Origin of the sequence: Streptococcus sinensis (assembly GCF_000767835.1) — a bacterium.
Lineage (GTDB): Bacteria > Bacillota > Bacilli > Lactobacillales > Streptococcaceae > Streptococcus > Streptococcus sinensis.
Map to the genome: position 1 here is coordinate 37,703 of NZ_JPEN01000012.1, position 20,077 is coordinate 57,779.

A 20,077-nucleotide genomic window follows, 5' to 3' on the forward strand; every position below is an offset into this window, starting at 1 on the left:
TGAGATTGAGCTCGGCAGCTGTTTTTTTATAAGCTTGTAGAATGTTTGGGTTGGACCTTTTGGTCGGGATAAATATGGTTAATGGCATTATTGACAGCAGTAGGAGCTTCGCCCAGACCCGTTGCAATTAAATCAATCTTTCCTTCATAGGAACAGCAATCACCAGCTGCATAGATACCTGGTATAGAAGTTTCCTGCTTGCTGTTGACCAAAATCTTGCGACGGTTGAGCTCCAAGCCCCAATTTTTGAGATTGCCGACAGAAGATTTAAAACCGTAGTTAACAAAGAGATGATCCAGTGGTAGGAGCTGACTTTCGTCTCCCTTGACTTGACTGATTTCCAAGTGGGTAATCTTGCCATTTTTGCCGACCAATCGACTAGGAACGAATGGTGTCTTAATCTCAACACTAGAAGCCTTGAGTTCTTCCACACTGTGTTCTAAAGCTCGGAAGTTGTCCCTGCGATGCACCAAGCTAGTTTCTGCAATTTTTTCAAATGCCAGAGCCCAGTCAACAGCCGAGTCGCCGCCCCCCAGAACAACAACCTTTTGGTCAGCGTACTGGCTGATGTTTGAGACATGATAGTGGAGATTGCTGTAAGCTTCGGCATCGTCTAACTCTAGTGGCCGTGGCTTAAAGGCTCCACCGCCCATAGCGATAATAACGGTCCTAGTTTCATGCTGACCCTTGGACGTTTCAATTGTAAAACCATAATCCTTTTTTATAATATCCAGCACTGTTTCATTGAGGTAAATATCAGTCTGGAAAGTCTCCAGTTGCTCAATCAGACGCTGTGTCAGCTCTTCGCCAGTTAGATTGGTAAAGCCCGGCACATCCAGAATCTTCTTTTCTGGATATAGAATAGCGGGTTGTCCGCCCAGCTGAGGCAGGGAATCAATGATTTTGACGCTGGCTTTTCGCATGTGAGCATAAAAGGCGGCAAAGAGGCCGACTGGCCCGCCGCCAACAATGGTGATATCGTAGATTTCAGTCATAGTTTTCCTCTATTAATTCTTTCAAAAATAAACTCTTTTTATTGTACCATAAAATGTTTTAAAAAGGTCATGAAGTTTATTCTAAGATGCTCAGTATAATAATGAAGCAAAAAAGGAAGGTTTTCAGAAATCTCCGTTGCTACGATAAAGGGAGAGACTATATAGCTAAAAAGACTTCTTATTGTGATATAAAGCAGGAGAGTGATAGCTGGACGATAGAATCGAGACTATTAGTTTTGATTGCACTCTTCAAGAATATAGCTATAATAGCGGTTTTCACTATCTTTTCCATGATAATTTCCCCGCAAAGCTAAAAAATTTGGTATAATGTTTTATAAATAGTAAGATAAAGTAAAGATTAGAGTAGGAATTATGGCAAAAATCAAAATTGTAACTGATTCATCTATTACGATTGAACCAGAGCTTGTGAAAGAATTGGACCTAACAATTGTTCCGTTGACTGTAATGGTCGATGGCGTGGTTTATTCAGATACAAACCTGAAAGAAGGGGAGTTTCTGCGTCTCATGCAAACCAGTAAAAATCTACCAAAGACCAGCCAACCTCCCGTTGGAGTTTTTGCAGAAGTTTTTGAGGCTCTTGCTGAAGAAGATGCTCGGATTATTTCTATCCACATGTCCCATGCCCTTTCAGGAACGGTTGAAGCCGCACGGCAAGGTGCGACATTGGCCAATGCTGATGTCACTGTTATTGATAGTTCTTTTACTGACCAAGCTATGAAGTTCCAGGTCGTTGCAGCTGCTAAAATGGCTCAAGCTGGTGCAAGCTTAGAGGAAATTTTACAAAAAATAGCAGAAATTAAGGACAAAACGGAACTCTACATAGGTGTTTCTACCTTAGAAAACCTTGTCAAGGGAGGACGAATTGGTCGCGTTACAGGTTTAATTAGTTCTCTCCTTAATATTCGTGTCGTAATGCAGATGAAAAATCATGGCTTGCAACCAATGGTAAAGGGACGAGGAGCTAAAACTTTTAAAAAATGGCTGGATGATTTAATTGATGTCTTGAGGACTAAGGAGGTAGCTGAAATTGGTATTTCTTACTCAGGGAGCCCTGAATTAGCCAATGAAATGAAAGCAAGTTTACAGCCTTATGTGAAGAAAACGATTTCTGTTTTGGAAACAGGCTCGATCATTCAGACGCATACGGGGGAAAATGCTTGGGCAATATTGGTTCGCTACGAATAAATCAACATTAATTTGGAAAAAAACTGTTTAAGACTTGACCTAAGGGCATTTTTTAGATATGATAATACTTGTTAGGGTGATAAGCCCATAAAAAATTTGGAGGATTTGTTAAATGGCTAACAAACAAGATTTGATTGCAAAAGTAGCAGAAGCTACAGAATTGACAAAGAAAGATTCAGCAGCAGCAGTTGACGCTGTATTTGCAGCAGTTACTGAATTCCTTGCAGCTGGTGAAAAAGTTCAATTGATTGGCTTTGGTAACTTCGAAGTTCGCGAACGTGCAGAACGCAAAGGTCGCAACCCACAAACCAAAGAAGAAATCATCATCCCAGCTTCTAAAGTTCCAGCTTTCAAAGCAGGTAAAGCACTTAAGGATGCTGTAAAATAATCTTAGCGATTAATCAAGTTCATCATTTAATTGATGGGCTTTTTTCTTTTTTCAAAGCTCTGTCTATCTAGCTCGTATTGCTTTAAAACCCAAAGGAAATCATTTTTTCAAATGCAGTTTCTAGGCTGATGATGGACGTTAGCTAGGATTATTCTAGGTTTAAAAATAAAACTTTCATAAGTAGGGAGACATCAAAATAAGCCGAGAGATTGTTTGAGCCCATAGTACAGTGAAAATATTGTAAATAGCTGATCTGATAGTTAAGTCAATCATTAACTGTATTTGGGGCAATAGAAAAAGACGACTTTCTATTTTGAAAATCGTCTCAGCTTTAGATTAATGACTTTGATTACAAAATTTCTGTGTAGGTCTGATATTTGTTCTTAACTTTCGGGGAAATTTTATCATCTGTGACAATCGCATTGATATGGTCTAAACGATAAAATGTATAAAAAGAATAACTATCAAATTTACTATTGTCGGCTACAATGTATCGTTCAATCGCATTGTTTAAAATAATCGCATCTGCGCTTCCTTCTTCCTCATTAGCAGTAGTAACGTTATGTCCGTCAATGCCATTGACCCCAACAAAAGCTTTGGAAACCTTAATTTCTTTTAAAAGTTCAACTGCAAATTGGCCGACGAAAGTTTGAGTCTTCATACGATAACGCCCGCCAATTAAAATAATATCAAAATGTGGATTATCTTTTAATTTATCAAAAATTGGTAGAGAATTCGTAACGATATTAACATTTTTCCCATCAAGATAGTCCCCGATAAGAGCCGTTGTCGTTCCGGAGCCAATAAAAACCGTATCTCCATCGGCGATTAAATTGGCACACTTCTGGGCAATTATCTGCTTTTCCTCAATGTTCAGCATGATTTTATCCGTGTGGGGAACTTCATTGAACCCGTCTTTAACTTTTTTATGAGCACCTCCATGGACCCGAGTCAGTAACCCTTGTTTCTCCAAATCAATCAGATCGCGTCGAATCGTCATATCTGTGACATTCAGCAATTCTTTAAGATTCTTGACAGAAACAACTCCTGTTTGATCAAGTTCTTGCAGAATAATTCTATGTCGACTTTCCTTCATAGACCTGCTCCTTTCCTTCTCATGTTTTCTGTTAATCTTTATTTTATTATACTATACTTTTAAAATATAAACAAAATAATATGAAAGTTTTTTAACAAAAAAGAGTATTTATGTTTTAGTTTGTTTATTTCGAACATGGATTCGGTTTTGTTAAGACTATTCTTCTATAGTATTTTCTAAGTTTTGAGAAGCGAAAACCCCTGCCTGTAAAGGAAGGGGGTGTTTAGCTATAATAGCGGAAGTTTATATAAATATCTATGTCGTTATACACTTGTTTATACTATTCTAAAGTGTAGTTAGCAAGTTACAAAAATATTGTTTACAATACTACATATTGTAATTGTTGTAGACGAAGATAGCATTCTAAATAATTATTTATGCTTTCCTTGTTTGTTAATAATATAAGCTAATTTTTTTTGTCGAGTTTTCTGTTTGAAGAGGGCTTCAGCTGACATGGCTGCTGATTTGTCGGGATGTTCTTCCTGATAAAGTAGAGTAACAGGCAATCGGGCGCGGGTGTACTTGGCTCCCTTGCCGGACTGATGTTTTTTGAGCCGTGCGTCTACATCGGTGGTATATCCTGTGTAGAGGGAGCCGTCTCCGCACTCTAGGACATACATATAGGCTTTATTTTCCATAGTAAATCTCGTGAATTTCTGGTGTATAGCTGCCATCCTGCTCATGAATAAAGAGGGGAGGTAGGACTTTCAGTCCGTCCTGCGATCCGTCCTTGATAGCCTCAATTAAGAGCATATTGGCTTCCCTGCCCTGCTTTGGATAGACAAACTGAATGCGCTTTGGCGCTAAATTGTGAGCTGTCATGGTTGCTAAAATATCTAAAAAGCGATCTGGCCGATGAACCATAGCTAGACGGCCGTTAGACTTGAGCACCCGCTGGGCCATAGCACAGATCTCTTCTAAGTTGGTAGCGACTTCGTGACGAGCTAGAAGATAATGCTCACTGCCATTGAGATTAGAACGCTCATCTACCTTGAAATACGGCGGATTGCAGAGGATGATATCGACCAAGCTACCGGTAATATAACTGCCTAAGTTTTTCAAATCATCATGGATAACCTGCATCTGCTGACTCAGGTTATTCAGTTCAATGGAGCGCTGAGCCATATCTGCCAAACGTTCCTGAATCTCTACAGCTATAATTTGAGCCTTAGTGCGAGTACTGGCAAAAAGGCCAACTGCCCCATTTCCAGCACAGAGATCGACGATTAATCCCCGATTGGGAAGTTTGGGAAAGCGAGAAAGCAGAACGCTGTCAACCGAGTAGCTGAAGACCTCACTATTTTGAATGATTTTAATATCAGTGGAAAAGAGCTGATTAACTCTTTCTCCGTCTTTTAATTTTGCTTCTGTCATACCAACATTATAGCATGATTTAGCAAGGATTCCAAAGGAATATGGGAAGTTTTTGAACAATCAAAATAAAAAACACGCGATGGTTCTCGCATGTTTACATGAGCTTTAATGATAATTCTTTTTTAGCTAGCCCTTAATCAAATCTGTATTTCTGCTTGATGGTGCAGGCAACAAAGACAAGTCCGAAAACGACCATGAGAATCAGATAGACAGGCAAAGTTGCGGCTGTCAGCGTCGCAATTTCCAAAAGGTGCTGCAGGACAAAGGCTGATAGATAGAAGCCAAAGACAGAAAAAATAATGAGGAGACTGCGCCAGAGGTTGAGTGGCAGACAGGCCCTAATGACTGACAGGAAGCTGATGCTGCCTAGCAAGTAATAGGTCAGGGTTGCCATTTCTATGTCGCTCCAGCCATGGCTACTGCCCCAGATGCGGACAAATAGCACGCTGAAGACAATCATGAGGGAGCTTGGCAGAGCCAGCTGCAGGGAGCGTTTGAGGAAGTGCTTTTCAACCGGCTTAATATTGCGCTCAAAGGTGAGGACAAAGGGTGGGAAACCTTCGACAAACTGGTCAATCAAGGTGATTTGAATCGGAATGAATGGGAAAATCAAGAGGTATTCAGATTTTCCTAGCAGGATACTGGTGATACAGATGATAGCCAGGATGAAAGAATAAATGGTCTTGATGAAGAAAATCGGAGCAATCCGGCCGATGTTGTTAACAACTCGGCGACCTTCAAAAAGAATCTCAGGGACATCGTTAAAGTCGGAGTTAAGAAGGACCAGGTTGGCAATCTGCCGGGTTGCTGGGTCGCCCTCAGCCATGACGATGGAGCAGTCCGCTTCACGCAAGGCTAAAATATCATTAACACCATCTCCCGTCATGGCTGTTGTCCGACCGGCGGCCTTAAGAGTCTGGATGAGCAGTTTTTTCTGATGGGGAGAAACACGGCCGAAGATGGCAGTTTCTTCTGCTTGCTCAACCAGTTCTTGATCGCTGATTTTAGAGCAGTCGATGTAGCTGTCGTAGTTGGCAAATCCAGCCTGGCTCGCAATATGGGAAACGGTCACTGGATTGTCACCAGAGATGATTTTCAGATCAACATCCTGAGAGCGCAGGTAGTCCAGTGTCTCGGCCGCTCCCTCACGAATAGGATCAGTGATTTCCAGAACAGCTAAAGCGGTCATATCTTCAGGCAGTTGGATACTGTGTTTATCTAGCACTTGGTCGCTGTGAGCCAGCACCAAAACCCGCGATCCGCGTTTTTGAGCCTCTCCAACCGCTGCAGGATTGCTGTCCAGCAGCATTTCGGGCGCTCCCAGAAAGATGGTTCCGACACTTGATAAATGCATAGCGCCCCATTTTCGGTCACTAGAAAATGGAATAACATTGTCGCTAGTATAGGTGTGCTCCAGGTGGCCGTAGCCCTTGCGGATAGCCTGAGCAGTTGGGTTATTATCCTCGCTGGTTTGGATATAGGCTGCTAAGATTTGACTGACGGTCTCATCAGAAAACTTATCCGATAGGCTATGCAAGGCTTCAACAGTCATCTTACCTTGGGTAATTGTTCCGGTCTTGTCCAGACAGAGAGTATCCACCCGAGCCAGAGTTTCGACAGAATACATTTCCTGAACAAGAACCTTGCGCATACCTAGCTTGATGACAGCTGTCAGGAGTGATGTGACTGTCAGCAGGGCGATTCCCTTTGGCAGCATACCCAAAAGAGCTGTCGAGCTGGTAATGACAGAGTTTTTGACAGGCAGTCCCTTTATCATCAGGGCTTCAAAGAAGAGAGCCAATCCGAAAGGAATGATAATTTTTCCAGTAAAGCGGGAAATTTTCCCAAGATTGTAAAGAATGCGCGAGTTGATCGGTTTGAGGGTTTTAGCCTCAGTCATGAGCTTGTTGGCATAGTTGTCTGCGCCGACATGGTGCACCTTAGCATAGATCTGCCCACTAGCCAGAAAGCTACCGGACAGCAGCTCGGCGCCTTCTTCCTTGAGAACCAAGTCACTCTCCCCTGTCAGCATGGCTTCATTGGCTTCGGCAACCCCCTCTATCACACGGGCATCACTGGGAATTTGCTCACCAGCTGACAGCTTGATCAGGTCGCCCAGCACAATTTGTTCTGGCTGAATCTTGGCTTCCTGACCGTCGCGGATGACTGTGACCAGCTCTCGGCTGACTAGATTGAGCTTGTCAATCATGTGTTTGGCTCGTAGCTCCGTGATAATACCAGTGACGGCGTTAAAGCTGATGACGGCGAAGAAGACCAGATTGCTCCAGGCTTGGACAGAGACCAAGGCCAGAGCTATCACAAAGTTAAGAGCATTAAAAAGGGTGAAAACATTCCGCTTAACGATTTGCCAGTTACTAGTACTGGTGTCACTTGTAAAATCGTTGGTCAAGCCCTGCGAAATCTTTTCATCTACTTGGGGTTGGTTTAAACCAATTAATTCTTTCTTGTTCATGAGATTAATGATACCATTTTTTTATAGAAATAGCTATCAGAATCAGCTGCTACAAGCAAAGTTTGGAAAAATATTGCAGACTCTGGAGCGATAAGGTATAATGGGAAAGAGAACCTAATTGATTTCATGTACAATCACAGTTTGTAAGAAGGAGAGTTTATGTTTTATACTTATTTGCGAGGCTTGGTGATTTTTATCCTCTGGGCTTTAAATGGCAATGCGCATTACCACAATAAAGAAAAGATTCCTTCACAAGATGAAAATTATATCTTGGTAGCTCCTCACCGGACATGGTGGGATCCAGTTTACATGGCTTTTGCGACCAAGCCCAAGCAGTTTGTCTTTATGGCTAAGAAAGAACTCTTTGAGAATCGAGTGTTCGGCTGGTGGATTCGCATGTGCGGCGCCTTTCCCATTGACCGGGAAAATCCTGGTCCGTCAGCTATCAAGTACCCTGTCAATATGCTGAAAAAGAGCAATCGTTCCCTGATTATGTTCCCGAGCGGCAGCCGCCATTCTACGGATGTCAAGGGAGGAGTGGCAGTGATTGCTAAAATGGCTAAGGTCCGTATCATGCCAGTAGTCTATGCTGGACCGATGAGCCTTAAAGGCTTGGCAGCTGGGGAGCGCGTGGACATGAACTTCGGCAATCCAATTGATATTTCTGACATCAAAAAGATGAACGATGAAGGAGTGGAAGAGGTGGCTCGTCGGATTCAGGCGGAGTTTGACCGCTTGGATGCAGAAGTGGCACCTTACCAGACAGGCAAAAAACCAAATATCTTCTGGCGAATTTTGCGAACACTAGCCTTTATTCCGGCAGCCTTGATTGGCATTCTGACCTTCATTTTCAGTTTCCTTGCAAGCTTTGTCTGGGATCCAGATAAGCATAGAAAATAAGATACTAATCAGCTTGCTGAGCAATCTTGCTTGGGAGCTGATTTTTTTAATAGACTGAGCTATAATATTAGTATATTTTATAAGGAGGATGCCATGTCTCTTGCTTTTTTATCTTTTGTAACCTTATCATTGTTTATGCTGCACGAGTTTGATGAGATTATCCTGATTCGGCCTTGGATTTCTCAGAATCAAGACCATCAAGGCTATCAAAAGGAGATGTTCATTGCTAGGAGAGGAAGTTATCTTTCTGCTGAAAGTATTGCTTTGATGATTGCAGAGGAATTTCTACTGGCTTTTATCCTTTTGTTGCTTGCGATTCTATTTCGCATTTCCGAGCTAACTATGGCTATTGGCTTTTGTCATACCCTTCATCTTCTTGGCCATATCATGCAAGTGTTTCGCTTTCGTCGCTGGGTACCGGGCGGCTTCACAGCTTTGACGACTTTTCCTATATTCATCTTAGTCTTCGTCCTTTATCTAAGTCAGCAGTCAGTTTCTTGGCCGCTGCTGCTGATTTTAAGTGCGTTTATAATGGTTTTCCTTTTGGCAAACTTGGCTTTTTTACATAGCAGATCTCAAAAGTTAGAAGCTTGGATATATAGGATAAGTAAAGCAGACTGATATTGCAGCTCCAATTTTCGTCAGAGGGCTCTCTATCTATACGACTGCTTGCAAAATAAAGATTTTAAAATATGACAAGCTGAAAATTTTCACGGCTTGTTTTATTTTTTGAATTTTTTACGAATAAAAAGATAAAGGAGAAAAATATGCTTGAAGAAATAGTTGAAAAATTAAAGGAATACAAGATTTTTGTTGGACTTTCCTTGCTGGGAGTCATCTTTGCTGGATTTTTCTTGCTGAAGGGCAATGCTCAGCCACAGAATCAGGTCAGTGCACTGGCTCATGAAGTGGTCACATCAGCTTCATCTGAAACCGATGCAGAAAAAAGAAGTGCCACTCAGGAAAAAATTAACTCAGAAAGAGATATGGATTCAGAGGAATCTGAGGAAGAATTCACCGTTGATGTCAAAGGAGCTGTCAAAAATCCAGGAGTTTACCAGTTGCGGGCAGGAGCGCGTGTGCATGATGCCTTACAAAAAGCAGGTGGTCTACTGCCAGATGCCGAGTCAAAATCCATCAACCAAGCTCAAAAATTAACAGATGAGGCGGTTGTTTATGTAGCTAGAGTCGGTGAGGAAGGGGCAGATGTGACACAAGCTAGTCAGACGCCCGCTGGAAATGGAGAAACGGCAAAAGGGAAGTCTGGCTTGGTCAATCTCAATACGGCGACCGAAGCTGAACTTCAGACAGTTTCAGGCATCGGTCAAAAGAAAGCGCAAGACATCATCGCTTATCGGGAAGCCAATGGCCAATTTAAGTCAGTAGATGAGCTGAAAAATGTCTCAGGAATCGGTGCTAAAACCTTAGAAAAGTTAAAAGACTATGTCACAGTGGATAAATAAATTTCCCATCAAACCAATCTATTTTTGTCTTTTTCTGGTGTTGACCTACTTTGCAGTTTATACAGGTAGTCTACCAGCTTATCTAGGTTTGGCAGCTATCCTTGTTCGGCTATTTTGGCTTTATTCGACGAAGAGTAGTCTGCTTGTTTTGGTGATCTTGAGTCTTTTTGCAGGATTTTTCCTATTTCGGAGAGAAGTGGCTAATCAAGCCTTTCAAGATGAGCCGAAAACCATTTCTGCCATTGTGATGAAGCCAGATACGATCAAAGTCAATGGGGATTCGCTTTCTTTTCGCGGTCATTCCAATGGTCGAACCTATCAGGCTTTTTATAAAATCCAGTCAGAACAGGAAAAACAAGCTTTTCAAAAGCTGAGCGATCAACTGCTTTTGGAGATTGATGGAGAGCTTAGTTTAGCAGAAGACCAGCGTAATTTTTCAGGCTTTGACTATCGGGCTTATCTGAAAACGCAGGGGGTTTACAGGATTTTGAAGATCAATCAAATCAAGTCCAGTCAGCATTTTAGCAGTCTTAATCCTTGGGATTGGCTGTCGGTCTGGCGTAGAAAAGCCTTGGTTTATATCAAAGAAAACTTTCCTAGTCCCATGAGCCACTATATGACTGGACTCTTGTTTGGTGACTTGGACACAGATTTTGCTGAGATGAATGAACTTTATTCCAGTCTGGGGATTATCCATCTCTTTGCCCTATCTGGCATGCAGGTCGGCTATTTCATGGATGGTTTTCGCCGGATTCTCCTGAGATCTGGTTTAAAAAGGGAAACCGTCGATTGGATTCAGCTGCCTTTTTCCTTCATCTATGCGGGTTTGACGGGCTTTTCGGTATCGGTCGTGAGGAGTTTAGTGCAAAAGTTGCTCTCGCAGTTCGGTGTGACCAAGCTGGACAACTTTGCTTTGACGATTATGCTCTTAGCTATTTTCATGCCCAATTTTCTCTTGACGACGGGTGGCGTTCTTTCCTGTGCCTATGCTTTTGTCATCTCGGTCATGGATTTTGAACATTTACCTCCCGTGCGAAAGGTGTTGGCAGAAAGTCTGACCATTTCACTGGGGATTTTGCCGATTCTGATTTTCTATTTTTCCGAGTTTCAGCCTTGGTCTATTCTGCTGACCTTTCTATTCTCAGTCGTTTTTGATCTTTTTATGCTTCCGGCTCTGACCCTTATCTTTGCTCTGTCGCCTTTTTTGAAAATCACTCAGGTCAATGTCTTATTTGAACTGCTGGAAGAGTTGATTCGTTGGACGGCGTCTATTTCCTCACGGCCAGTGGTTTTTGGCCAGCCATCTATCTGGATGATGCTAGGCCTGCTTGTCACTCTTGGCTTGCTCTATGATTTTCGCAGCCAAAAGAAAGTTTTGGTCCTTCTCAGCTTGGCTCTTGCTCTGCTCTTTTTCCTCACTAAGCATCCTTTGCAAAATGAAATCACCATCATCGATATTGGGCAGGGAGATAGTATTTTCTTGCGCGACTGGCGGGGGAAATCTATTCTGATTGATGTGGGTGGCCGAGTGGAGATTGGCAAGAAAGAAGCTTGGCAGAAGCGGATTTCTTCGACAAATGCAGAAAAGACCTTGATTCCCTATCTGAAAAGTCGGGGAGTGAGTCACTTGGATGTGCTGGTTTTGACCCACACCGATACGGATCACATGGGCGATATGCTGGAAGTAGCCAAGCATTTTTCTATAAAGGAAATTTATGTATCTAAGGGAAGTTTGACCCAGTCGGATTTTGTGGAGAAACTGGAGCGGATGCAGACGAGAGTCCATGCGGTAGAAGTAGGAGATAGCCTTCCAATTTTTGATGGAGCTTTGCAGGTTCTCTATCCTGAGGATACGGGCGACGGTAGCAATGATGACTCTGTCGTTTTGTACGGGAAGTTTTTTGGAACCAGCTTTTTGTTTACAGGAGACTTAGAGGAGAATGGCGAAGCTACCTTGATGCGACGTTTTCCGCAACTCAAGGTGGATGTTTTAAAAGCAGGACACCACGGTTCTAAGGGCTCCTCTAGCCCAGAATTTTTACATCAGCTTCAGCCCCAAATTGCCCTCATTTCTGCGGGTAAGAATAACCGTTACAACCATCCCCATCAGGAAACTTTGGACAGATTTGAGAACATTCAGACACAGATTTTCCGAACAGATGAGCAAGGAGCCATTCGCTTCAGTGGCTGGGATTCTTGGCAGATTAAGACAGTGCGTTAGAAAATAAGAATACTAACTTATCAAAGTGTTATCAATTGTCTTCTCTTATTTCGTTAAGCTGTGCAACTGTGAGTTTTACCAGTTTCTTATGGGATACAATAAACGAGAAAAGAGCCGTCAATAACGAGAAGCTAGTTAGCTTTACATTTAAAAACGGCATGTTCGGATCTATATAGGTTAGGTTCGACTCATTTTTGATCTAGAATTTGGAGATTAAGTGATATTAAGCTGTATCTGAATTTTAGTGATAGAAGCTAAAATATGGTATAATATCATATAAGTTTGGAGAATAAAATTAGAATTTAGAGACAGTATTGTGAATATTTATAATTGGATTCAGAAAATAATCTTTAATACATACGAAGAATGGCACATGAAAAGCCCTATATATAATAGTAGCGGTTTTCACATTGTGGGAATTGATAATTCGCTAAAGGCTATGCAGGATGGATATATTATGTATACCGAGATATATCCCCCACATGCTATAAATGGCTGTACATCTATGAAGGCAGTCGTCGGTAAAAGCGAAGAAGTTCTGAATTTATATATGGAAATCAATGGTAAAAAATATGCTATTTTTGACTTAAGCTATGGCGATGCAGTGCAGATCATGAGAACTTTCGTGAAAAGATCAGCTCTTCCGGACGAAAAAACATATACAGAAGTTTTGGGAAATGACAATGAGAAGATTAAGGCTTCTTTTACTGAATTATCAGAACTGCTGATAGGAGATTCTAAGTATGCTCAAAGCTTTCTTAAGAGAGTAAAGCCAGAAAATATGGAAGATATCGAAATTGCATGGGAAGAACTTTATGAAGAACTGTTAAGACTGGGAAAGGCGGTTGAATTAGACTGGAAAGGTAGAAAGGATATTTTTGTTCAAGCAGTAAAAACATTGAGTTTAGGTTTGAAACTTGAAATAAATGAAGACATACTTGACGTGAATGAAGATATTCCGAGATGGAGCAAAGTGACTAATTCTTTATGGGAAGATCATATTTTAGCAGCAATGGATATGGGCAGTGACAGCTATGTATTGATTATCCTTAGTAAAGAAAATTTTAGTAGAGTAAAAGAATTAGCGAGAATAATTTTGCATCGTATAGCCGCTGCTGAAGAGATGTGAAAAATTCTAATTTGCAGAATAAACCACTTGATAAACACTTTTTCAATGAAGCTTTCATGAACAGTGTCTCATTCGTTTGGCCGACAAAATTGACCGTTGTATTGATTTATTTATGTAACTGTGCTATTATATAAGTTATAAAAATTATAAAGGAGAATGTTATGTTTGCTGCGTATAAAAAGTTCTGGGTTCAATATGCTGATTTTAGTGGTCGTTCAAGCCGTTCTGATTTCTGGTGGGTTGTCCTATGTAATTTTTTAATTACCCTACCATTTTCGTTGATTGCCCTTTTTGGTTTTCTCATTCCGCTTTTTAGTGAAGTTTATTATGCAGGGCTATACGATTATGAACCAGATTTTTCTGGAGCTATGGCTGGCGCTGGTTTTGCTGCGTTCATAATGTTCTTGCTTGCTATCTATGGATTTGCAACTATCGTTCCTAATCTTGCTATCACTGTTCGTCGTCTTCGTGATGCTGGTTTCCATTGGGCATTTATTTTTCTCACTGTAGGACCATCAATAGCTTCCTTCATTCCAGTGTTGAATATCCTAGCTGCTTTAGTCAGCTTACCATGTGGTATTGCCATGATCGTTCTCCTTTGCCAAGCTAGCAAACCAGCTCAGCCAGTTAATGGGGCTCCTTATGGTCAACAAGGATTCCAAGGTCAGCAATTTGGTCAACCGCAAAACCAGCAGTTTGGTCAGTCAGGATTCCAAGGCCAGCAATTTGGTCAGCCACAAGCGCCAGTTCAGAATCAACAGTTTGGTCAACCGCAACAACCGGTTCAAAACCAGCAGTTTGGTCAGCCGGGATTCCAAGGCCAGCAAATTGGTCAGCCACAAGCGCCAGTTCAGAATCAACAGTTTGGTCAACCGCAACAACCGGTTCAAAACCAGCAGTTTGGTCAGTCAGGATTCCAGGGACAACCATTTGGTCAGCCGCAAGCACCAGTTGAAAATCAACAGTTTGATCAACCACAACAGCCAATTCAAAATCAACCATTTGGCCAAGCAGTTGAACAGGAAGTTCAGGCAGCAGTTGAATCTGCACCAGACCAATCATTCGTATCCCCATTCCAAGAACAGCAAGAGCCTGTTTCAAATGAAAATGGAACTGAGGAAACATCAGAAAACTAATAAAAAATCAAAGGGGTTGGGATATGATTATCCTAGCCTCGATTTGTTATGGAAAAAACTCTTGATGCGGAGGCGGATTGCTAGAATAGTCCACTGGACTACTTTAGCTTGGAGATGAAATATCCGTAAAAATGTGTCAATAGTATTGCTCTGACAATTTTTAGATTAAAGGGATTGCTTTTGGAGAAAGAATAAATGTTGTTCGTAAACTTTCCTGTAGCAAACTCTAGCTTTATTTGTCGAATCGTGAAAAACAGCAGACTTTCCTGCTGTTTTTTGTTACAATTTAAACATGAGAAAGAATCAAGTAAAAATGAAAAGGGAGTGTCAATGTGTTAGCAATTGAAAAAATCAGAGAAATCACTCCTGCCAATCTTCCGAGTCTAACAATTTTGACAGGAGACGACTTAGGGCAATTTGAGCTGTTAAAAGATGAGTTTCTGAAGCAGATTCAATACGATCCAGCGGATTTGAATGTCACCCTGTTCGATATGAAGGAGGCAGCTTATCAAAATGTGGAGCTAGATTTAGTCAGCCTACCCTTTTTTGCAGATGAAAAGATTATTATTTTAGATCAATTTGTGGATTTAACGACAGCAAAAAAGCGCAATTTATCGGATGATGAGCTCAAATCCTTTGAGCAGTATTTGGAAAATCCAAGCAGCACAACTAGATTGGTGATTTTTGCAGAAGGGAAACTGGATAGTAAGCGTCGTATCGTCAAGATGCTCAAGCGAGACGGACAGATCTTTGAAGCAGCTGAAATCAAGGAAGCAGATTTACGCCAGTATTTTGCCAAACAGGCGCAGCTTGAAGGTCTGGACTTCGCTCCGAAGGCTTTTGACCACTTGCTCATCAAATCAGGCTTTCATTTCAGCGAAATCAGTAAAAACTTGGCTTTTCTGAAGTCTTATAAGGAGTCGGGACAAGTCAGCTTAGAGGACATCGCTGAGGCTATTCCCAAAACCTTGCAGGACAACATTTTTGATTTGACCCAGTTGATTTTACAGAAACAAATTGATGCAGCGAGGAGTCTGGTGCGAGACTTGACTCTGCAGGGTGAGGATGAGATCAAGTTGATTGCCATCATGCTAGGCCAATTTCGGATGTTTACTCAGGTTAAGATTTTGGCGGACAATGGCCGTTCCGAGAGCCAAGTCGTGTCGGATTTATCAGACTATCTAGGCCGCAAGATTAATCCCTTCCAAGTCAAGTTTGCGCTCAGAGATGCGCGTGGGCTTAATCTCAGTTTTTTGAAAAAGACCTTGGCCTGCTTAATTGAAACCGATTATCAGATTAAGTCTGGGCTCTATGATAAGGACTATCTTTTTGATCTTGCTTTATTGAAAATTGCAACAGAAAACTTCTGAAAGTCCAGCAAAATTGATAAGCAAAATAGTTGAAAAAAGCAGGTGTTTGCGTTATCATGCTTATAATAATAAAGAAAATGAGGACAAGTAAATGGCAATTATTTTACCAGATCTACCTTATGCATATGATGCTTTAGAACCTTACATTGATGAGGAAACAATGCACCTGCACCATGACAAGCACCATCAAACTTACGTGAATAATGTAAATGCTGCGCTTGAAAAACACCCTGAAATCGGTGAAGATTTGGAAAAACTTTTGACAGATGTTGAGTCTATTCCAGCTGATATTCGTCAGGCAGTGATTAACAACGGCGGTGGCCATCTGAATCACGCACTTTTCTGGGAATTGATGACAGCAGAAAAGACAGAACCATCTGCAGAGTTAGCAGCAGCTATTGATGCGACTTTTGGTTCATTTGAAGATTTCAAGACAGCCTTCACAACAGCAGCAACGACTCGTTTCGGTTCTGGCTGGGCTTGGCTGGTAGTCAACCAAGAAGGTGGTCTGGAAGTTGTCTCAACTCCTAACCAAGACACACCAATTTCTGATGGTAAAGCACCAATCTTTGGCTTGGATGTCTGGGAGCATGCCTACTATGTCAAGTACCGCAATGTCCGTCCAGACTACATCAAGGCTTTCTTCTCAGTGATTAACTGGAACAAGGTCAACGAGCTCTATGCAGCAGCTAAATAATAGAAATACAAAGCGAATCTCAATGATTCGTTTTTTTCTCTTCCAAATTGCCCTTTATACTTGTTATTTTTGGGATATTTTTTTATAATACTAAAAAATCAGGAGAAATATTTTGAATAAAAACGATATAATGAAATTTGCTGGAATGTTTTTAGCATCCTTCTTGCTTATTTGTGGATTGACTTTATTTTACCAACAAAACCAACAAGTTAAAAAGGCCGTGCCGGAATCTAGTCTAGCAATCACCTCTTCGTCCTCTGGAGAAGAGACAAAAACAAGCACAGAGCTGACTCCGATTGCTGCTAAGACGCCGGAAGAGAAACAACGGGTGATGGAAGAAGACCTCCCGACCATGGAAGCCTTGGGCTTATCTTACGATTATGCGAATATGACCTTGACACAAGTCATCCAAGCCTACATGGATGAAGTAGGGATTGACCATTCTCAGATTGCTTTTTCATACAAGGATCTGACAAGCGGGCAAACCTATGCTATGAACGATACCCAGCCCATGACAGCCGGCTCCACTTATAAACTGCCTCTCAATATGTTGGTCGTTGATGAGGTGGTTGCAGGCAAATTATCATTGGAAGAGCGTTTTGATATTACGAACACTAGTTACGAATACAAAGGAGAACATGATAATTATGTAGCAGCCTTCAATGGTGCTATGTCTATTCCAGATATGCAGGAGTATTCGCTGATTTACTCTGAAAATACACCAGCTTATGCTTTGGCAGAGCGATTGGGTGGGATGGATAAGGCTTATAATTTGTTTAAAAAATACGGCCAATCAAAAGCGGAAATCAAGACCATCAGTAAAGAAAATAAAACAACAACGGATTATTATATTCAAGTCCTAGAGTATCTATGGAATAATCAAGAAAAATATAAGGATCTTCTCAATTTCATCGGGGTTTCTTTCCCAAATGAATATTACAAGCGCTATGTTCGTGGCATTACCATTTATCAAAAGCCTGGCTATGTCCGTGAGGCACTCAATGTCGACGCGATTGTCATGGAGGAGAAACCTTATATTGTGGCCCTCTATACGGCCTATTTGGGTGGCAGTACGGAGGCTAGTGACGAGATTAGCGGTGTCGGAATTGATCAGGTTGGTCAGCTTGCTTATATCATCAATGAGTGGCATCGTGTAAATATGAACTAATCTAATAGAAATCACAAATCAATACGCTTTAGATGAAAATCTGGGCGTATTTTTGGTTTTTATTGCAGTAGAGCTTGATGATTTTTAGATTGAAATCTATTTAGAAAAAAATCAAAATAGATTTGACAGAAAAAAAGGAAAGATGTATAATCTATTTAGAAAAAAATCTAAACAGTTCAGGAGAAAAAACGATGATTTCCATTCATATCTTGATTGCTATGCTGCTGATTTTAGGGGCAGTCCTTGTTCCTTTGGTTTATTTTAAAAAGACCAAGCACATTTCTCTATTAGTCTTTCTTTTAGGGGGGGTTGGTTTTTATTTATCGAGTCAAGTTCTGGAAAATATTTTGCACCGTATCGTTTTACAGCCTCAGGCTGATGGAACTATCGCTTTGCAGACGGAAAATCCTTGGCTATATGTCCTTTATGGTATTGCTGCGGCAGCTATTTTTGAAGAAACAGCCCGCTGGGTCATCTTTTACTGGCTGCAGAAGAAGCGTCCACTGACCTTTAGGGATGGTGTAGCCTATGGCTTGGGTCATGGTGGTATTGAGGCTTTGTTTGTTGGTATTGTCAGCCTCTTAAACCTTTGGGTTATGGCTCAAGTAGTGACTCAAGGGAATGCCCAGACGCTGGCTCAAATTCCCCAAGCAACGATTGATTATGTCCGTTCCATGAGCGCTGGCAGCATCTATCTTTTAGCTCTTGAACGGATCTTGGCTATTCTCATCCAAATTCTGCTGACTTTCTGGGTTTGGAAGGCGGTTAAGGAGAAGGCGCCAGTGTATTTTATAGCCGCTCTGGGACTTCATGCCCTGATTGACTTAGCGCCTGCTCTAGCTCAGGTAGGCTTTCTTCCGCCACTGGCTGTTGAGGCTCTGCTCTTAGTAGAAGTAGTGGCACTAGTCTTTCTGACCAAGAAAATTTTGAAAGTTTACCTGAAGGAAAGGTTCAATCATGGGGATCAGTCAAACGCTTAAAGCCCTAGCTGATCCAGTTCGGAGGGGGATTCTGGAAATGCTCAAGCATGGTCCGAAGTCAGCAGGGGAAATTGCTCAAGCTTTTGAGCTGACTCCTGCGACGGTATCCTACCACCTCTCTCAGCTAAAGAAAGCCGGTCTGCTCATAGAAGAAAAGCAGAAGAACTTTATTTATTACAGCTTAGATGTCACGGTTTTTGAAGAAATTCTTGTCTGGTTTCAATCTCTTGGAGGAGGAAACGAAAATGAAAAAAAATAGTTTACAAGAATTAGGATGGGCACTTGGCGTCATGCTCTTGCCAGTTTTATATGCCATCTGGGTCTATAAAAAATTACCAGAAAACCTAGCTATTCACTTTGACTTATCTGGAAAAGACGATTCCTTTTTACCTAAGTTTTTAGTAGTTTCGGCTTTTCCAATTGTCATGATGCTGCTAGAAGTTATGATTTACTGGACAACCATTGCCAAAGATATCTTGAATAGAACCTTTAAGCACCTTATTCGATGGATATTTCCTTTTACCTTTGTTTCGCTATATCTAGCTACCATTTATCAGGGCTTACATGAGAGTTTTGATATACGTAAAATAGCAACTATGCTAGTGGCTTTGGTTTTTATAATTGTAAGCAATTACTTACCTAAAAAAATACAGGCTGATAGAGAGCCTATGAATAGAAAGTGGGCACACTTCTTTGTTCTGCTAGGATTTCTTCTTTTTATAGTAGGGATTTTCTTCTTGTAAGCGGATTTATGCTATAATCGTAATAGTATCAAACAAAAAGGTTTATTATGATCAATAAGGAACATTATCAAATTATTAAACAACATCCAGCTTTTGCTAATTTACCTGTGGAACTTTTTGACAAAATGGCTGTTGAGATTCAATTTCGTAAGATTCCCAAAGGGCAGATTATCTTTTTTTCAGGGGATCGTCGGGAGCGGCTTTTCCTTTTGCATCAGGGCTATGTTCGTATCGAGCAATATGATTCAACGGATACATTTTCCTACATGGACTATATTAAAAAGGACAGTATTTTTCCTTATGGGGGCATGTTTTTTGATGAGCGTTATCATTATACTGCCAGTGCGGTCACTAATGTGGAGTATTTCAGCATTCCCATGGACTTGTTTGAGAATTATTCAAAGAGGAGTGTAGAACAGTTGCTATTTATCACCAAGCGGTTATCGCAGATTTTAGAATTTCAGGAGCTCCGCTTGAGAAATGTTGTATCAGCCAGTGCCACCGATCGTGTTATCCAATCTCTCTCCATTTTATGCATGGATTTATGCAGGGAGGGAGACAGTCTGCCTTTCCCAATCAGCATGAAAGAATTAGCCAAGCTGGGAGCTACAACACGCGAAACAGTCAATCAGGTTCTAAAAAAATTGAGGGAAGAAGGCCAGATTGATTATGAGCATAAGAAACTCACTTTTAAAAAGAAAGAATATTTTATGAAATATTTTGAAGGAAGCTAATCAG

The 20,077-nt window shown here is 41.2% G+C and carries 20 protein-coding genes; 15 read left to right on the forward strand and 5 right to left on the reverse strand.

Going from position 1 to position 20,077, the window contains the following annotated elements:
- Positions 1-26: 26 nt before the first annotated feature.
- Entirely contained in the window at positions 27-995 is a 969-nt protein-coding gene (locus SSIN_RS00365; protein ID WP_037614453.1) for an NAD(P)/FAD-dependent oxidoreductase, read from the reverse strand.
- A 372-nt stretch (positions 996-1,367) separates the two neighbouring features.
- On the opposite strand from SSIN_RS00365, the gene SSIN_RS00375 reads away from it, so the two are divergent.
- Both SSIN_RS00375 and SSIN_RS00380 read left to right on the forward strand, forming a co-directional pair.
- A complete protein-coding gene (locus SSIN_RS00375) occupies positions 1,368-2,201 on the forward strand; it encodes a DegV family protein (protein ID WP_037614455.1) in 834 nt (277 codons plus the stop codon).
- A 112-nt stretch (positions 2,202-2,313) separates the two neighbouring features.
- Positions 2,314-2,589, forward strand: coding sequence for an HU family DNA-binding protein (locus SSIN_RS00380; RefSeq protein WP_037614456.1), 276 nt, complete (start codon positions 2,314-2,316; stop codon positions 2,587-2,589).
- Positions 2,590-2,938: 349 nt separating this feature from the next.
- Here SSIN_RS00380 and SSIN_RS00385 read toward each other — a convergent pair whose 3' ends face one another.
- The 4 genes from SSIN_RS00385 to SSIN_RS00400 all read right to left on the reverse strand — a co-directional run bounded on the left by SSIN_RS00385 (position 2,939) and on the right by SSIN_RS00400 (position 7,532).
- Positions 2,939-3,685 carry a DeoR/GlpR family DNA-binding transcription regulator gene (locus SSIN_RS00385; RefSeq protein WP_037614457.1) on the reverse strand — a complete coding sequence of 249 codons (747 nt, stop codon included), beginning with the start codon at positions 3,683-3,685 and terminating at the stop codon, positions 2,939-2,941.
- Between the two features lie 371 nt (positions 3,686-4,056).
- Positions 4,057-4,323 (reverse strand): GIY-YIG nuclease family protein, encoded by a 267-nt coding sequence (locus SSIN_RS00390; protein ID WP_037614458.1) that lies wholly within the window; start codon positions 4,321-4,323, stop codon positions 4,057-4,059.
- Complete coding sequence (locus tag SSIN_RS00395; protein WP_037614460.1) at positions 4,313-5,059, reverse strand: tRNA1(Val) (adenine(37)-N6)-methyltransferase; 747 nt, start codon at positions 5,057-5,059, stop codon at positions 4,313-4,315. The genes SSIN_RS00390 and SSIN_RS00395 overlap by 11 nt, the downstream gene beginning before the upstream one ends.
- A 133-nt stretch (positions 5,060-5,192) precedes the next feature.
- Complete coding sequence (locus tag SSIN_RS00400; protein WP_037614463.1) at positions 5,193-7,532, reverse strand: cation-translocating P-type ATPase; 2,340 nt, start codon at positions 7,530-7,532, stop codon at positions 5,193-5,195.
- A 159-nt stretch (positions 7,533-7,691) separates the two neighbouring features.
- On the opposite strand from SSIN_RS00400, the gene SSIN_RS00405 reads away from it, so the two are divergent.
- The 13 genes from SSIN_RS00405 to SSIN_RS00465 all read left to right on the forward strand — a co-directional run bounded on the left by SSIN_RS00405 (position 7,692) and on the right by SSIN_RS00465 (position 20,073).
- Positions 7,692-8,432, forward strand: coding sequence for a lysophospholipid acyltransferase family protein (locus tag SSIN_RS00405; RefSeq protein WP_037614465.1), 741 nt, complete (start codon positions 7,692-7,694; stop codon positions 8,430-8,432).
- 72 nt (positions 8,433-8,504) lie between these two features.
- Positions 8,505-9,053, forward strand: coding sequence for an HXXEE domain-containing protein (locus tag SSIN_RS00410; protein ID WP_037614501.1), 549 nt, complete (start codon positions 8,505-8,507; stop codon positions 9,051-9,053).
- Between the two features lie 146 nt (positions 9,054-9,199).
- The gene (locus SSIN_RS00415; protein ID WP_037614467.1) at positions 9,200-9,895 is read left to right on the forward strand and encodes a helix-hairpin-helix domain-containing protein; all 696 of its coding nucleotides are present in this window, start codon (positions 9,200-9,202) and stop codon (positions 9,893-9,895) included.
- Positions 9,876-12,116: a DNA internalization-related competence protein ComEC/Rec2 gene (locus SSIN_RS00420; RefSeq protein ID WP_037614469.1), complete on the forward strand. Its 2,241-nt coding sequence runs from the start codon at positions 9,876-9,878 to the stop codon at positions 12,114-12,116. The genes SSIN_RS00415 and SSIN_RS00420 overlap by 20 nt, the downstream gene beginning before the upstream one ends.
- 316 nt (positions 12,117-12,432) lie before the next feature.
- Positions 12,433-13,245: a DUF6630 family protein gene (locus tag SSIN_RS10835; protein WP_037614472.1), complete on the forward strand. Its 813-nt coding sequence runs from the start codon at positions 12,433-12,435 to the stop codon at positions 13,243-13,245.
- 161 nt (positions 13,246-13,406) lie between these two features.
- Entirely contained in the window at positions 13,407-14,381 is a 975-nt protein-coding gene (locus SSIN_RS00430; protein WP_037614474.1) for a DUF805 domain-containing protein, read from the forward strand.
- A 332-nt stretch (positions 14,382-14,713) separates the two neighbouring features.
- Positions 14,714-15,751, forward strand: coding sequence for a DNA polymerase III subunit delta (gene holA / locus SSIN_RS00435; protein WP_037614475.1), 1,038 nt, complete (start codon positions 14,714-14,716; stop codon positions 15,749-15,751).
- A 91-nt stretch (positions 15,752-15,842) separates the two neighbouring features.
- Entirely contained in the window at positions 15,843-16,448 is a 606-nt protein-coding gene (locus SSIN_RS00440) for a superoxide dismutase (RefSeq protein WP_037614476.1), read from the forward strand.
- A 112-nt stretch (positions 16,449-16,560) separates the two neighbouring features.
- The gene (locus tag SSIN_RS00445; RefSeq protein ID WP_037614477.1) at positions 16,561-17,616 is read left to right on the forward strand and encodes a serine hydrolase; all 1,056 of its coding nucleotides are present in this window, start codon (positions 16,561-16,563) and stop codon (positions 17,614-17,616) included.
- 191 nt (positions 17,617-17,807) lie between these two features.
- Positions 17,808-18,596: a YhfC family intramembrane metalloprotease gene (locus SSIN_RS00450; RefSeq protein ID WP_037614478.1), complete on the forward strand. Its 789-nt coding sequence runs from the start codon at positions 17,808-17,810 to the stop codon at positions 18,594-18,596.
- A complete protein-coding gene (locus SSIN_RS00455; protein WP_002896078.1) occupies positions 18,574-18,855 on the forward strand; it encodes an autorepressor SdpR family transcription factor in 282 nt (93 codons plus the stop codon). The genes SSIN_RS00450 and SSIN_RS00455 overlap by 23 nt, the downstream gene beginning before the upstream one ends.
- Positions 18,842-19,339 carry a DUF1648 domain-containing protein gene (locus SSIN_RS00460; RefSeq protein WP_037614479.1) on the forward strand — a complete coding sequence of 166 codons (498 nt, stop codon included), beginning with the start codon at positions 18,842-18,844 and terminating at the stop codon, positions 19,337-19,339. The genes SSIN_RS00455 and SSIN_RS00460 overlap by 14 nt, the downstream gene beginning before the upstream one ends.
- A 47-nt stretch (positions 19,340-19,386) precedes the next feature.
- Positions 19,387-20,073: a Crp/Fnr family transcriptional regulator gene (locus SSIN_RS00465; RefSeq protein WP_037614480.1), complete on the forward strand. Its 687-nt coding sequence runs from the start codon at positions 19,387-19,389 to the stop codon at positions 20,071-20,073.
- The last annotated feature ends 4 nt before the right edge of the window (positions 20,074-20,077 follow it).